Annotated in this window: 10 protein-coding genes and 1 pseudogene; 5 read left to right on the top strand and 6 right to left on the bottom strand. The window is 36.6% G+C overall.

Translation table 11 applies throughout. From position 1 onward, the window contains the following. Positions 1–109: 109 nt before the first annotated feature. On the bottom strand, positions 110–250 hold the full coding sequence (locus phytr_RS06505) for an ankyrin repeat domain-containing protein (protein WP_106873855.1): 141 nt from the start codon (positions 248–250) through the stop codon (positions 110–112). Positions 251–398: 148 nt separating this feature from the next. On the opposite strand from phytr_RS06505, the pseudogene phytr_RS00045 reads away from it, so the two are divergent. Both phytr_RS00045 and phytr_RS00040 read left to right on the top strand, forming a co-directional pair. Beyond that, positions 399–2,975: pseudogene (locus phytr_RS00045) on the top strand (sensor histidine kinase). Then, entirely contained in the window at positions 2,962–3,141 is a 180-nt protein-coding gene (locus phytr_RS00040; protein WP_320410445.1) for an ATP-binding protein, read from the top strand. The pseudogene phytr_RS00045 and the gene phytr_RS00040 overlap by 14 nt, the downstream one beginning before the upstream one ends. Before the next feature lie 10 nt (positions 3,142–3,151). Here the strand turns inward: phytr_RS00040 and phytr_RS00035 are convergent, their stop codons facing one another. Continuing rightward, positions 3,152–8,986, bottom strand: a complete 5,835-nt coding sequence (locus phytr_RS00035) for an ankyrin repeat domain-containing protein (protein WP_106873851.1) — start codon at positions 8,984–8,986, stop codon at positions 3,152–3,154. 260 nt (positions 8,987–9,246) lie between these two features. On the opposite strand from phytr_RS00035, the gene phytr_RS00030 reads away from it, so the two are divergent. Both phytr_RS00030 and phytr_RS00025 read left to right on the top strand, forming a co-directional pair. Further along, positions 9,247–9,444 (top strand): hypothetical protein, encoded by a 198-nt coding sequence (locus phytr_RS00030; protein ID WP_106873850.1) that lies wholly within the window; start codon positions 9,247–9,249, stop codon positions 9,442–9,444. 258 nt (positions 9,445–9,702) lie between these two features. After that, the gene (locus phytr_RS00025) at positions 9,703–10,746 is read left to right on the top strand and encodes a phage minor head protein (RefSeq protein ID WP_158706805.1); all 1,044 of its coding nucleotides are present in this window, start codon (positions 9,703–9,705) and stop codon (positions 10,744–10,746) included. 4 nt (positions 10,747–10,750) lie between these two features. On the opposite strand, the gene phytr_RS00020 is transcribed toward phytr_RS00025, so the two are convergent. From phytr_RS00020 to phytr_RS06360, 3 genes are all read right to left on the bottom strand, one after another. Continuing rightward, the gene (locus tag phytr_RS00020; RefSeq protein WP_158706804.1) at positions 10,751–11,698 is read right to left on the bottom strand and encodes a hypothetical protein; all 948 of its coding nucleotides are present in this window, start codon (positions 11,696–11,698) and stop codon (positions 10,751–10,753) included. A 179-nt stretch (positions 11,699–11,877) separates the two neighbouring features. Further along, positions 11,878–12,333 carry a hypothetical protein gene (locus tag phytr_RS00015; protein WP_106873847.1) on the bottom strand — a complete coding sequence of 152 codons (456 nt, stop codon included), beginning with the start codon at positions 12,331–12,333 and terminating at the stop codon, positions 11,878–11,880. 27 nt (positions 12,334–12,360) lie between these two features. Continuing rightward, positions 12,361–12,507, bottom strand: coding sequence for a hypothetical protein (locus phytr_RS06360; protein WP_158706803.1), 147 nt, complete (start codon positions 12,505–12,507; stop codon positions 12,361–12,363). 180 nt (positions 12,508–12,687) lie between these two features. Between phytr_RS06360 and phytr_RS00010 the strand changes: the two genes are divergently transcribed. Beyond that, positions 12,688–13,821: an ankyrin repeat domain-containing protein gene (locus tag phytr_RS00010; RefSeq protein ID WP_158706802.1), complete on the top strand. Its 1,134-nt coding sequence runs from the start codon at positions 12,688–12,690 to the stop codon at positions 13,819–13,821. Positions 13,822–13,916: 95 nt separating this feature from the next. Here phytr_RS00010 and phytr_RS00005 read toward each other — a convergent pair whose 3' ends face one another. Continuing rightward, complete coding sequence (locus phytr_RS00005) at positions 13,917–15,716, bottom strand: ankyrin repeat domain-containing protein (protein ID WP_106873845.1); 1,800 nt, start codon at positions 15,714–15,716, stop codon at positions 13,917–13,919. Positions 15,717–15,878: the final 162 nt, after the last annotated feature.

The following is a 15,878-nucleotide window of genomic DNA, read 5'->3' as shown; positions in this document are numbered from 1 at the left end:
ACTCATGATGGTTATGGATGAAAGGAACATCGTCTTGGATAGAGTGTATGAGGGATTGGTATTCGGGCTCGAAGTTTGGGGTATGGGCGACAGAAAGGAGATGGATGATTTAGGTATGGCCTTTCTGTTTGGCTAGGTAAGAGGCGTCAAAGCCGTCACAGTCCTTGGCATTGATATTGGCTCCGTGGTGTATGAGGAGTATTACTGATTCGTAGCCGTTATTTGCGGCTGCTGTTAGTAGGGGTGTCATCAGTTCAACCTTTTGACTTAAGAACTATTATATCCTTCCTTAATTATCAGGATATTAGGATAGTAACACTTATGGCTCTCAAACGTTTATCTTGGACTTAGCTCAAGATTACGGTAAAATTAAGATTATTTACCTAAATACTTAAAATATGAGCATTGATTTATTACTTTTTTCATCCTTTTTAGCTTTAAGCTTAATTTTAGGAATCATAAGCAGCACAAAAGTTCACAACATCTCAGAATACGCTATTGGTAATAGAGATTTTTCGACTCCAACATTAACAGCAACATTAATTGCTACATATATAGGTGCAGGAATTTTTTCCTACACGTTAATCGAAACTTACAGACAAGGTATTTATTTTTTAATACCAGCTTCCGCCGAATCAATATCATTGCTTATTGTTGGATATATCTTGGCTCCTCGTATGGGAGAATTTTTGGGCAAACTTTCTATAGCCGAAAGCATGGGAGAAATGTTTGGACCAAGAGTTAGGCTCATAACCGTAATATTCGGCTTTATGAGGTTAATTTGCTATTTAAGTGTAAATTTTAAAGTTTCATCCAAGATTCTAGAGCTAATCTTCGGTACTTCTGGCGAATACGCTACGATTCTGAGTGCTCTGATAGTGATAATTTATTCAACATTAGGTGGCATTAGAGCCGTAACTTTTACTGACATCATTCAATTCTTCACCTTCGGTTGCTTAGTTCCTGTTATAACCATTATTGCTTGGCAAGCTTTAGGTGAGAAAAGCAGTGCCATGGTCTTGCACACCCTAACAACAAGCGCTCTCTTTGATTATAAGGCTGTTTTTGATTTAACAAATCCCAAGTTATATGAAATGCTTGTAATGTGCGTCTTTTTTATGGTGCCTGATTTAGGTCCAGATATTTTTCAAAGAATTTCTATGGGACGAAGTGTAGGCCAAGTAATGAGATCTTTTATGATAGCAGGCTTTGTTTGTTTCTTATTTTAATTTATTGTAGTTGCTCTTGGCATATTTATATTGAGCGATAATCCAAATTTAAAACCTGATGATTTGGTAAGTTATATAATTGATCATTATTCTTATGTAATAGGTTTTAAGGGTATAATTTCTATTGGCATAATGGCTATGATAATGTCCACATCTGATTCTTTAATTAACTCTATATCAATAATTTTTGCTCATGATTTTTATAAACCTTTAGGGTTTATATGGGCTAAAAACGAGCTTTTTGTCGGAAGAATCGCGGCATTATTATCGGGTCTTCTTGCGGTATTTTTTGCCTTGAAAGCTGAAAGTGTATCGCCTCTAATAATTTCTTTTGCTGGTCTATACTTACCCGTGGTAAGCATACCCTTTATTTTTGCTATTTTCGGTTTTAGAAGCTCCGAAAAATCTGTATTATTTGCAATGACAGGATCATTGATAACTATATTTCTTTGGAAAGTACTTTTTTCAGACTCAACAATAGATAGCTTTATACCAGGAATAATAGCAAGCATAATTTTCCTCTTTGGCACACACTACCTCACAGACCAACCAGGAGGATGGGTTGGTATAAAAGACAAAGAAGCTCTCATTGCTATCAAGCAGCAAAGAAGTTTCAAGCTTGGTCAATTCTTTCATTCCATAATAAACTTCGACTTCGTCAAACCTCTAGAAAAAAATAGCCCTAATAGTGAGTTTATGTATGTATACACAGGATTTTTCTGTTTCTTGTCTTTTTATCTAAACCTAATTACTGTTCATTACGATCATACATTTGGTAAGTTCTTCGAAGTTGCAACACCGCTAGTCCTATTTATGGCAACCTCTTTGTTTATTTATCCTTTGTGGCCTGATTACCTAAAGAGTAAAGAAACGATAGTGAGGTTAATTTGGAATATCACTGTATTTTATAGCTTGGTCTTTGTCGGATTTATGTTTGCCATAGCCGGTAATTTTGCCTCTCCTCAGGTTATGATCTTAATGGTTAATTTGATAGTAATAGCTCTTTTGGTCAGATGGCAATGGGCTTTAACTATGATACTAGCAGGTATTTTCGTTGCATGGCGTTTTAGTAATCACCATTTTGCTGAACTAATTGCTGTTAATCAAGGATCTATAAAGCTACAAATTGTTTATATATTGCTATTGATGAGTAGCTTGCTTCTTATATTCTTGAAGCCCAGACAAGAAGGTCAGACATTAGCCATGGCAAGGATTAAACATCTCAAAAGTAAGATCCTTTCTTATGAAGCATGTATGATACAAGCTATGTCTTCAAATTCTAAGGTTCAGAATTTAGACAAATATTATGAAAAAGATGGGGATAATATGTCTATAGCCCATATGTTTTTTGATTTTTATGAAAATTTAAGTCATGAAGAACAAAAAGAGACTGCTAGGCTGATTTTAAGGAGTGTTATGAGGCTTGAAAATTTTGAGGCTAATCTTGCGAGTATTGATGCGCTTGCTCGGGATGATATCAATTTAAGGAAGGAAGAGATAGATTTTACTTACCTTATTCAGGATCGTTTGAGAATTTGCCGTAAGCTTTATGAAGAGGATGGTAATGAGAAGAATTTTATTCTAAATATCTCAGAAAACGTTAAAATACTAGGTGATAGGTTTTATTATGAGCAAATGGTTGATAATCTGATTATCAATGCCATTATGTATTGTACTTCCAAAACTATAACAATTCATTTGGAAAGGTTTGGTCCTAACTCTTTAAGGCTTTATATTAGGATTTAGGGACTTTGGACCATTTATTCAAAGCTCACGTACTAAAAATATGTCCGGTGGTAAAGGTCTTGGTCTTGCAATATGCGAGCATATTATTAAGCTTCATAAAGGTAAAATATATGCTGAAAATAATCCTAAAAAAGGTTCTACACTCTCTTTTATTATACCTCTTTGATCCATAAAGACTAAAAATCATCAACTTCTCCTATTAGCTTAGATGAGCTATGGACAAAAGGAACGTCATCCTCGATGCTGTGTATGAGGGATTGGTATTCTGACTCAAAGGGAGGAGTATGGGCGATAGAAAGGAGATGGATGATTTCGGTATGGCCTTTCTGTTTAGCTAGGTAAGGGGCGTCAAAGCCGTCGCAGTCACGGGCTGCAAGGTTAGCTCCATGGTGGATGAGTAGTATCACTGATTCGTAGCTGTTATTTTCGGCTGCTGTTAGTAAAGGAGTGTAATCGTTTATGTCTTTTGCTTCCATATTTGCTCTATGAGTTAGTAGTAACAATACGATTTTATAATGATTTTTCTCTGCAGATAAATGTAACGGCGTATCTTGATTAACATTAGCGGGACTGACCTCAGCATGGTTTTCGATGAGGAGTTGAACTATGTTGAGATGACCAGCTCTTGAACAAAAGTGCAAAGGAGTCCAAGATCCTTTGGCTAAGGCATTCGCATTTGCTCCTCTTAATAAAAGCTCTTTAGAAGTTTCGTATGCTCCGGATTCAGCAGAAAAATGTAGAGATGTACGACCCGCTAAGCTTTGGTTTGTACTAGTGCTATGGATATTAGCTCCGAGGTCTAGGAGAGTTTGTAATGCTTCGAGTTGATCTGTACCGGCAGCCCAATGGAGGGGTGTTTTGGCTTTGTTGTCAACTGATTCAATGTTAGCACCTCGTTTGACTAATGTAGATATGATTTTAGCATGACCTTTGTTAGCAGCCCAGTGTAAAGGTGTGAAATAGTTATTTTCTTCCTTACATTCAATCTTGGCTCCTTGATTAAGTAATAAGTCAATGATCTCTGGGTAACCTCTAGAAGCAGCGAAGTGGATAGGTTGGTATTTAGCCTTGTTGAATGTGTGGATGTTGGCTCCGTTAGATATTAATAATTGGGTTGCCTCTAAGTTTCCTTTTTCAATTGCAACCAAAAGGGCTGTCCAATCACCTTCGGTTTTAGCCTCAATGAAAGCTTTGTATTTTATCAAAATCTTGAGGATATCTGTATTGTTGTTTAAGGCAGCAATATGTAAAGAGGTTTCGTTGACTTTGAGGGTAGCGGCGATGTTGGCGCCGTTCGATAAGAGTACTTCAGCAGCTTCTTTATTGTTTCTGCTCACAGCAAGAAGTAGAGGGGTTCTAAGGTTTATGGCTATTTCGATGTCGGCTCCGTTGTCAAGTAAAGTTTGGATTGCTTTACATTCGTTGTAGTACGTAGCAAGGTATAGGGGTGTCCAGCCTTGGTTATCCTTGGCTTCGATGTTGGCGTCTTGGGCGAGTAGGGCTTGGATGGCGTCGGAGTCGTTATGAAGGGCGGCCCAGTGCAAGAGAGTACGGCCGTTGTTATCAGGTTTATCTATATCGATCTCTTCTTTGGCTAGGGCTTCGATGGCATTTATATCGCAGTTTTGGGCTGCGGTGATTAGGTTTGTCATAGTATGGTCTTTCTCGTTGTATATCGTTTTGGCGAGTTCGCGTGTTTGTTCATCGTTATTTGGGATGTTTAAGGCGGCCAAGAACTCTGGTAATTCGACAGATTTTTTGGCTTCAATCTTGGCGTATACGGCATCTGCATACAATTTTGCGAATTCACTTCGTAGTTGTGCGAGGTTGTTTATGACGAGCAGGCTGCTGAATGTGTTGATTAATTCTGTTGGATTTTGCTTGATATATTCGGCCATGATGTTCATATGGCTAAGTGCTAAGGGAGCGTTGTCAGATGCTTTGAGTAGGGGTATTGGTGCATAAAAGATGTTATTTATGCCTAGTGTTGTGAGTACCTCTGAGAGGTCGCCCAGCTTTTTGCTACATAGAGCTGTTGTTTGTGAGCCTAGGATTATAGCGATTGCAGACCAGTTGATGTTGTCTTGGGAGTAAGTAAAGAGTACTGGTTTGTCCACGGCGATTGCTTTTTGGATTGTTTGGATTGATGGGGATGGTGGAAGGATTGTGATGTCCTTTACATGGGGTTTCATTAGTTTACTTTGTATGAGAGCGATGTCTTCGATTTGGTAGGTATAATTTAGGTTTGTTGCTTGGTTAAAGGCGTTGGGTTTAGGTTTGAGCTGGAGCCTAAATTGGGGTATGGGCGTGATGACTTGTTCGTAGAAGGTATCGACTTGGAAGTTTTGGGTTATTTGACTTTCATCGATAAAACGCCCCTTTCCGACAAGCTGAATTTGGAGGGTTGGGAGGGTTTCTTTTAGCCTATTGAATAGGGGAGAGTTTTCTTCTTCTTGAGCGCTAAATGATGTAGATTTCAGCTCTGTATCTTTGTTTGTTTCTTTTGATTTAAGCGTCACTACCCACCATGTATATGGGCTTAGCATAGGGTTTTCTTGACTTGCTTTATGTATTTTTTTGAACGTTTGGTTAGTGCTTTTTAAGTCTAGACTGAATGACATTTTAATGGCATCGTGCTGGACGGAGTAAAATTTATTTGCAAACCTATAGTATGAGTTACCGCTGTGTTGCAGCTCGATCTCGCAAGGCTGAAGTGCTGACTTGATTTTTGTATCATCACTGCCTTTGAGTTGTAGTTTAATTTCCGTAAATTTGATCGCTCCTTTATATTTTGGGCTGGTTTTGATATCTGCGTTTAGAAAGACCTGTTTGCCATTTAGCAGGTCTGTGATTTGACTTGCGTAGTTACGATACGACCAGACAAAGAATGGTTCATCGGTAAACTCATCCTCTTTGATTAAGTGATCAACATCGCTGACATAGGTCTTTTCTTTGACTACTTCCCTGATTATTTTCTCCATTTGGTCTTTGAGTTTAGGGATAAACTTTTCATCAGGCAAGCTTAAGAAGTTTGGCAGTTTATCAAAGCTGTCTAAGAAATTCTGGGCAAAAGGGAATGACCATTGTTTGATCACTGATATAGCCATGTAATACTGCTCTAGGGCTATGTTGCGCTGCGTTACTTTTTCTAATTTTTGTATTACTTCTCCGAGTTCACCTGTTGCGATAGATTCCTTAAAGCCTAGTGAATTGATCTGGGCAATGTAGTTTGCAAAGGTGATTTGGTCTTTATATTCTTGGATGTGCTCATGGATTATCATTGACGTCTCAAGAGCTTGGATCATCTTGTTAATTGCATTGCAGAATCCGTCTGCAGAATCGCCCGTGATCTTGCTAAGCTCTGCTTTGATGCTATTGAAAAAGTTTGCTATTTCTGCCTTGTTGAACTCGATTGCAACTACTGACTTATCTTCAAGACTTTTGTGTATATCTTTTACCTGTAAAGTAATTTGATCTAGACGCTCACCAAAAGAGCTGCTCATTTGTTTTTTGTGACCCTGAAGCTGGGTTACTAAACTCTCTGCTTGCTTAATTGCTGTTGTTATCGCTGAAAGCTTGGCCTTTTCAGTTGCAAGAGTTTTTGATAGCATGCCAAGTGCATACATCGCAGGTTTGGTGCTATTTGTTAAGACCGTTATCTGATCTGAATCAATTGTATCCCATGTGCTGCTGAGTTTTTCTAAATTTTCAATCACCAAATCATGCTCCCCAAAATTAGGATTATCCAGCATCCCGATACCTACTTGCACAATTTTTGCTACTATGGCTCCTGGAGGTCCAAATGCCATCCCTGCAGATGATACTAATATACCTAAAGTATTAAATATTAACGTTTTGGTTATCGCATTTTGCACCTTGACCTTGCTGGCTTCTAAATCGATTGCACTACGAGCTGCTTGCCTAATATCACTATCAATCTCTTCTAAGTGCTTTTTAAATTGATCATCGAGCATATTACCAGCATTTTCAATATCTTCCACCAGTCTGCACGCAAACTTCTTGGCCTCATCTATCTTACCTTCTATCTCTTTAGCATACTTTGTCTTATGAGCTGCAATAGCTTCAGCATCATAACTTGCTCCTAACTCTTCTATGTTATTTTTTATGATTGACAAAAACCTATCTATATCAATCACAAGTCTGCCAGAAGCTGCCGCCTTAAGCTGTGATATACGAGTCAAAGCCGATGTATAAAGATACTTTAGTACCTTGACTTCCTGCTCATCGTAAGTCATGTTTGCCCGATGACCAATCCTTTTTGCAAGCAAACAATAAGAATCAAGAAAGTCAAACTTAACCCCAGGTCTTGCTATATACTCCTCAAGTTGTAGCAACTCATTAGCAAAATCAAAGGAGCTTCTCTCTGCTTCTATCTCTTTCAATTTGCTGCTGAAAGATTTTGATAAATTACCCATCATCCCAGACTTCTTGCCCATTAATAGTTGATAATCTACGATGCTTAAATGTAAATTAGGCCTCTTAGTAGCATTATCTCTAAATTCTATAAGTCCCTTATTAGCATGCACATTCCCCGGAGGTGCCTTAAGGTTAAGTGTAGTATGAACAGTCGACCCACCTACGCAACAAAAACCCGACTTGCTACCAATATCAGTCAATTTCAAAACAACTTGCCCCCCTCCACCAACACTACCATCTTCACCACTTACTCCACTTTCGCCTGCCTGAGGTACGTATCTCTTTTCGATCAGCCCTCCAAGCGATATAATATCGTGCGTCCCTGGAGCACCTCCTGGGCCTCCAAAACCCCCAGAACCTCCATTACCACCAACTCCATACCCAAGCTTTTTAGAACCACTTTCTTCACTAAATATCTTCCTGCTCAAACCATACAACCTCTGCTCTGCACGCTCAAATGAGAATTTTTTAACCAGTAAACTACTCCCCTTCTTAAAAAGCTTCCTATGTTCTACAGAATGTTTGTTCTCTTCATGAAATTGCTTTATTGTAATCTCCGTAAACTCCTTAAGATTTAATAGGTAATCTCCTTGCTCCCTAAATAAATGCCGATTGCCCTTAACGATACAATCAACAGTCTCATGCCACTTAACCCTAATCTTATCTAAAAGCCCCATCCCATAAGGATGCCTTCCTATAAATTCCCTAAACTGATTGCTGTATATCACTTGTCTTACACTATCTGTGTACTTCAACCATTCCATCAAAGGCTTTGCCTCATCACCTGTACTCAAATTGTACGTGAAATCCTGCCCCGGTAAACCATTCCCTCCATTCTGCCCAGTACCCCCAGGACCTCCGTCAACATTAATGCTCAAATTCTCTAAATTAAAAAAATCCTCTCCTATACCCCAAAAATGCCCTCCATTACCTCCTTGACTCCCAGAAGCACCATCTATCCCATCTTCACACAAATCCTTCCCACTAACAGAGCGCAATCCATACTCATCTCCAGACTTACCCTTCAAATTAATCATACTTGGAGCAACTATATTCCACGCAGGAGCAATAATACTCACGCACCCTCCCGACAAATCTAAACTACCATCCACCACAACCTCACCTAAAGCAAAAATTCTGATATGCTCAATACCTATCCGAGCAGTACTTATAAACCTAGCAACTCCCGATACCTTCACGCTATACCCTACAAAAGTAACTTGACTATTATCTTGTTGAATAAAATCAAATCCACCACTTTCCAAAGTCTGTAGCTCATTTTTGACTTTACTTAAAACTCCTGCAACTTCAGCCGCCCAGTCTATGCGATAAGAGACACCCAACTTGTTCGACAATTCAGCAAACCTTTTAGTATCAATATTTGGTACAAACTCATTATCATTAAACTTATTTATAAACTCCTCCACAGTTCCTTGAGCACCACCTAAAGAGCTAAGGAATTGAACAAATTCATCAAGTTTATAAGGAGCCAGATCAGCCCCAGCCAGCGCGCACCCTATTTCTTCCTTTAGTAGATCAGTTATTTTCTTTTCTGCTTGAATATTTTTAGCCATATAGATCCTATTATCATAAATTTCCTATCCTCTTAATTAAATCCTTATATTAATTTAATTGCAATATCTTCCTTTGAAATAAAGTGAGATCCCACTTTCAAAATTAGTTGGTAATTGTTACTTTCAAGTTAATATTCCTAAGTTTTACCTCTTAAATAAGTCCTATGAGTAATTAGCTCGATACGATATAAAAAATATATTTTATAGGGCATTACTAAAATAATATAGATATAGAATTATTCCATTTGCACATAAGAAGAATGGCGGCATCAACTATCATACCCTTCTACCGTGAAATTTTCAGCTTTGGACCCAATATGTTGGGCTTTGGAGAATTTATAGTTAGCTCTAAAACAAAGACCCCATCTGGTGATAGAGGTATTGGACTTGCTGTATGTCAAAAGATCATAGAGGCACATAAAGGAAGCATTGTGGCTGATAGCGATGGTCACAGCTGAACCACCTTCACAGTATTCCTACCTCTAAATCAATAGTCTGTCCATATTTGCAGCAACTTGATTTCTAAAACAGATCCGCTACCCTCAACTAAAACTTATAAAACTATTTTTTTGTGATGGTTTAATTCAAAAAATACCAACTATACCTAATTTTTAAAGTTTTACTATGCTCTTAGTGCATTGAAATTAAGGATTATAAATAAAGCCAATAATTAAACTTTATTGATAGATGATATGCTTAATCTCAAAGCAATTTCAATGGAAGAATGGGTTAATCTTATACATAGAAAAAGAGGAAAAATGGATTTGTGGGTGGAAGATTGGGTAGATAGCGCTCGTGATAGGGTGCATAACCTGGATTTAAATATTCCGGAACATCAAGATATTTATCATCAACACGTCACAACCTTCATAATGTTTAATGAAGTAAAGTGGGATGATGAAGACCAAGTTCCTACAAAACCTAAGATAAAACTTAAAGTCTATGATGATACAGCAACACCACCCAATAAAACAATAGGTTTTGGCTTTAATATGGATGCAGCTGGTGCAAGAAAGGAATGGCTAGAAGTATTCGGAGATAAGGTGTCATTTGATAAGGTTAAAAAAGGGTTAAAAATAACAAAAGAACAAGCGAAGGAGTTGCTTGACTATCAAATTAAGAAACGCAGAGATGAATTAGAGCTTTTATTTGGAAAAGATTGGAAACTTTTGAAGCCAAATGAAAAAATGGCTATAGAATCACTTTACTTTAATAGTCCTTCTTTGGTAAGAAAAGGTACTAAGTTTCACGAAAATATAAAGAAGTACATTGAAACTAATGATCCTAAATATTTAAAAGAAACTTGTAATGAAGTAAAATATAAGTCAAATAAAAACAGACATCCAGGTATACAGTACAGGAGAGATAAAGAAGCTAGAATGCTTGAATCAAATAAGTGTCCTATATATTCTAAACCACTTGACGATTTGATCCCTAAAGGTGCATCAATGGATATTAAGCTAGGAAAAACAGTAGTTCCTCGTAGCCAGCCAAACACTCCTTCTAGATCAAATCGAAGGTATTATATTTGGCGCAGCCAGCAAGATGATAAGGTTAGGGTTAATCATCAATTTTGTGATGGCAAAATATTTGATGTAGATAGTCCACCTGATATAGGACATCCAGGCAAAGATTATAACTGCCGTTGCATTCAAGATTTTAATATTCCAGATTTTGTAAACCTGAAGTTATCAGATGAAAAAACAATGGTCAGGAAATATGTGGATTTACCCCAATTACCTAATTTTTGTATAAAGTAGGTAACTAATTCTTGATATTATCCAAGTAATTAGTATTATCACAAATATAATGTGAAAGGATACTGCTTGCTTGGGATGCATATTGTCTCAAGTTATAATTATTTTTGTAATAATCTGCAAGGGCACTAGAAGCTTTGTCAAAATAAAGTAAAATTTTACCATATATTAACATATGTTTTTCATTTCTATGAGCCCATTTAACAAAAACAGAAAATCTCTCCTCAATGGATTGGTTTGCGCAAGGACCTGTTAAATCAAATTTAATATACACACCGGGACTAAAGCTTATAACATCAATAAAGTGTTTAGTCATTTGGTAAGAATCAAAACGTTCTTCGCCAAAATCGTTGGACCAGAATCCACCATGCACATCACCAATTATGGCGAAAAACTTATTAAACTCTTCAATATGTCTTACAGATTTTTTAGCATTAACGATCAATTTACCAGGTCCATCAGTACTTCTTAAGTTATCTGGATACTTTAATACAAACCATAAAGGTATTTTAAAGTATTTATATTGATAATTTGCATCCCAATTTGCCTTTTCTTCTGGAAGCACAACTAGCATATCGTTTGCTATGTAAAAGCTTGATAGTAAATCGAAAAACCTATATATTATGTTTTCTGCATCTAGTTCATTGTGCTCCCAGTAATCCTTCCAACGCCATTTAGGATCTTTGGATAAAATCCTCAATGCGGCCTTTGCCTTTAATAGATCAGCTTTGGTCTTTTTGCTCTTATCAAATTCAATAAAAGCTTTATAGGTCCTAAACAGTTTGTAATTATATTTATTCAGTATTTTGTTTAGCTTTGGATCATTGTAATCAATAGTAGGTTCGGCTGATAAAAGATACTGAATATCTGCTATCAATTCTGATTTACTTACCGCAAAAGCATTATAGAGCCTACCAAAAAGTAGAAACCCTATAATAATTATACGTACCATCATACATCACCTATAAAAATATTATTTTGCATAAATATAGTGTCTACATGTAGTCACTCAATTTAGAATTATAGTACTTTCTTTTTGCCATGGATTAATAATTTTTAAACCCTGGACTTGTTCAAAATCTTTAATATCGCGTGCTACAAATTGTAGATTATAAACTAAAGCAGATGAGGCTACTAAACCGTCAATAGCAGTTGTATTATAAGCACAACATATAATCCCCAAATATCAGCCGCTTTTTTATCTATATTAACAATTCTACCATGGAATTTTTGTATTAAGTCTATCTCTAACCATACTTGATCAAATTGTTTATTTTTCACGAAATCCCTACCGCTTGCATTTATCGAAGCTGCCTTATGATTTTCATTATGACTTAGTACATAAACTTCAATATGTTTTTGATCTAAATCTGAGTACAGATGATTAGAATATAATTCTTTGGCTAAATGGTCTGTCTTATTAACTAAATGATTCTTAGCATTAGTAAGATCTTGCGTAGCCTTTTCTAATTGTCCTCTAGCGAAATTTATAGATCGTTCTGCTTTTGCAACATCATTGTTAAATTTTTGTTCATTGAAATTCACAACCGTATAAGGTTCCCAATCACTAGAACCTTTCCAACTCAACATTTTCACTATAAAATTTTTAACCTCTCTCTATTCTACTGAAGTGTAGTTGTCTCTATTAATACTATTCCTATGATTTTTAGCGGCGCTAAGATAGTTCATTGCATCATTGTGTCCTGTCTGAGCGTCATCATAATTTCTAAGAGCAGAATTATAATCTTGTTGAGCGTTTTCCATTTTATAGAGTAAGCAGTTGTTTAGTTAATGGGTAATAGAATTGAATTTATATAATTTAATAAGAAAATTTTTTTAAGTTTAAGATATTAACCTATAAGCAACTAAAAATTTATCTTTTTTCTTGAAATAGTATTTTGGCTATGTTATTGTTACACAATAATTAAACTATCAAGTATGTATATGACAAGCACTATAAACAAACTATTTAATTACGTATTAGAAATGCGTAAATATGGAGAGGAGGCAGATAATCACCCAGAATTAGAGTCGGAATTAAAAATAAAGTGGGAACAAATTATTGATGAACTGAAATCTAAAAAACAAGAACACTCTGAAGCTGTTGAAAAAGAAATATTACAACTAAAAGCAGCCGGGCAAGATATAAACCCTTATGATCAAAATCAAAACTTTAGCTTATTGCATTTTGTAATAGGAGGATTCTTGGATACAAAATTATTGCAGCATTTTACAATTACCGACATTAAGGACCCTAACGACTTTTTAGCTATAGCTATCTACAACGATAATATAGAAGCTGTTCAATGGCTTTTAGATAATGGCGTCTCCCCTAATGCTCAAGATGAAGATGGCGATACCATGCTACAATTAGCAGTTTGGAATGATGAATCTGGTGAGATAGTTAAGCTACTTATTGATAGAGGTGCTGATATTAATGCACAGAATGCATATGGTCATACAGCTCTCCAAGCAGCTCTGCCTGCTCATGATATAGCAATTATAGAGTTTTTACTAGAAAAAGGTGCAGACGTTAATATAAAAGATAAGTATGATAGCTCTGCTTTAGATAAAATCTTTATACGTTGCTATGAATATGGTAAAGAAATAATTATTCCCGATGATATTAGGCTAAAATTTTTAAAACTACTAATAGACCATGGCGCTCAGGTTACACCGAAAGAGATATCTCAAACTATGTGGTATGACTTTCAATATGAATCAACTAAAAGCCAAGCTCTATTGTTGATGCTAGGTAGTGCCAAGGAGATTAAAATAGATATGGAAAGTTACTCTGTGCGCCAATTTTTCACAGACGAAAATAATATCAAAGCACTATTTGCTGCAGATGGTTATGAAGAACACAAAGCTATTGCAAAGGCGAATCTTTTAAAAAACCTGCAAGATTATAGCCAAAATCATCATGATCAAAAAGTATTAGATATAACTCAGCTAGTAGAACAAGAAATCGACTTATCTACTACAGAAATAGCTGAGAATAATGAATTACCAGATCAGTTATACTATAAAGTTGAACTATCAGGAGATACTGCAATTGATACAATAGACGCCGCTTAGTACACTATCAATTTAAGTCGGCACAAATCAAAATACCAGGGCAATTGCCCTGGATTATCTTAAGAATTTTTACAAAACCAAATCTATACTCTCTCTCAATTTACTTCTTGCAAAAAGTACCCTTTTTGTGCTGCAATATGCAAAGAAGTAAAGCCATCTTCTGTTGAAGCATCAATTTTTGCTCCTTGATTTAAAAGAAATTCTATCACTCCAAAGTGACCATTTTGTACAGCAACGTGCAAAGCAGTCTTACCACTCATCGTGGATGCATCAATTGCTGCTCCTCGATTTAAAAGAAGCTCTACCACTTCAAGATGTCCATTTCGGGCAGCGATATACAAAGCTGCTTTGCTATTTGATGCGGTATCATCAACTTTTACTCCATTATCCAAAAGTATTCTTACTACTTTTTCATACCCCATCCCAGCAGCATAATGAATTGGCATCTCACCTCGATTATCTCTCGCATCACCCCTCGCCCCCTTTTCTAGCAATAGCTCCATTATCTCTATCCCTCCCATTTGAGCAGCCATATGCATTGGAGTTTTACCATAATTATCTCTAGCATCAAGGTTTACTCCTTTATCCAGAAGGATTTTTACCACTTCCGTATCGTCTTTTTTTATAGCCCAATGTAAAAGAGTATCGCTATCACGAAGCGTAACTTCGGTATTTGCCCCCGCATGCAATAGAAGCTTCACCATTTCTGCATCATTCCTGTCTACAGCCCAAAGCAAAGGTGTTTTATCACAGCTATCTATAGCATCAACATTTGCCCCCTTGTCCAATAAAAACCTTGCTGCTTTATGATAACCACTTTTAACAGCCATATGTAATGCAGATTCACCGTCTTCCATAGCGTTAATATCAGCACCACGATCCAGCAAAAGCTCTGCTACTTCATAGTTGTCGCTCAATGTAGCCAAATACAGGAGAGTTGCGCTATCATTATCAATACTTGCTCCGTTATCCAATAGAAGCTTTATTACCCCTAAGCACGGATTCCAATCTAGAGCACGAACTAAGGGAGTACGACCCTCACAATCTAAAGCTTCAGTGTCTGCCCCTTTATCCAAAAGTAGCTCAACTATTTCATGATCAGCACCTACTACAGCTAAGTGTAAAGGGGTATTGCCATCCTTATCCGTAACATCCATGTTTGCTCCGTTATCTAGTAGCAACTTTACCAACCTAGCACTGCCTTGTTCTTCTATGGCTAAAAACAACAGAGTATTACCGCTCTCGTTTGTAGCATCTACATTTGCTCCCTTTTCCAATAGAAGCTTTAAGGTTTCAGAGTCATCTCTTTCCATAGCCCAAAGTAAAGGAGTATATCCTTCACAATTTTTAACCTCAATTTCTGCTCCGTTATCTAGCAGAAGCCTTACTACTTCAGAATGACCATTTTCAGCAGCCCAAAGTAAAGGAGTTGTCTCATTACCAGTTTTAGCTTCAATATTTGCTCCTTTCTTCAAGAAATATTTTACTACTTCATAATGACCACCTGCTGCAGCTCGATGTAAAGGCGTTACGCCTTCTTGTGCAGCTTCAATATCTGCTCGATTGTCCAAAAGATACTTCACTACTTCGTGGTGGCCCTTTTCTGCAGCCAGATGTAAAGCAGTATCGCCATCTATGGTCACAAGATCTGTCTTTGCATCTTTACTTAAAAGATACTCTACTACCCCTTTATGACCATTTTGTGAAGCTATACAAAGAGGGGTATTACCATCTTTGTCCTGCAGATCTATATTAATTCCCTGGTTTACTATAAGTTTCAGTGTTTCAATATCTCCTGCTTTTGCAGAAGCATGTATATCCATATTATATGGCACGTCCATTTGACCACTGTTGTTTTCTTGAGATGTTGTTTCAGTTTCAAAAGTTGGTTGCATATGTAAAACATATTAAAATCTTTCTAAATACATTGTGCATTACTTAGGTTCTTTAACCAACATATAAAATAACAACTAAAACCTAATAATATTTCCCGAAGATGTAAAAATATTCTCTTTATCAATTTTATGTATAACAAACGTTCCTTTTTTATACTTTTT

The sequence above is a fragment of the Candidatus Phycorickettsia trachydisci genome (assembly GCF_003015145.1).
Classification (GTDB): domain Bacteria; phylum Pseudomonadota; class Alphaproteobacteria; order Rickettsiales; family Rickettsiaceae; genus Phycorickettsia; species Phycorickettsia trachydisci.
This window is presented reverse-complemented; position numbering and strand designations above follow the sequence as displayed.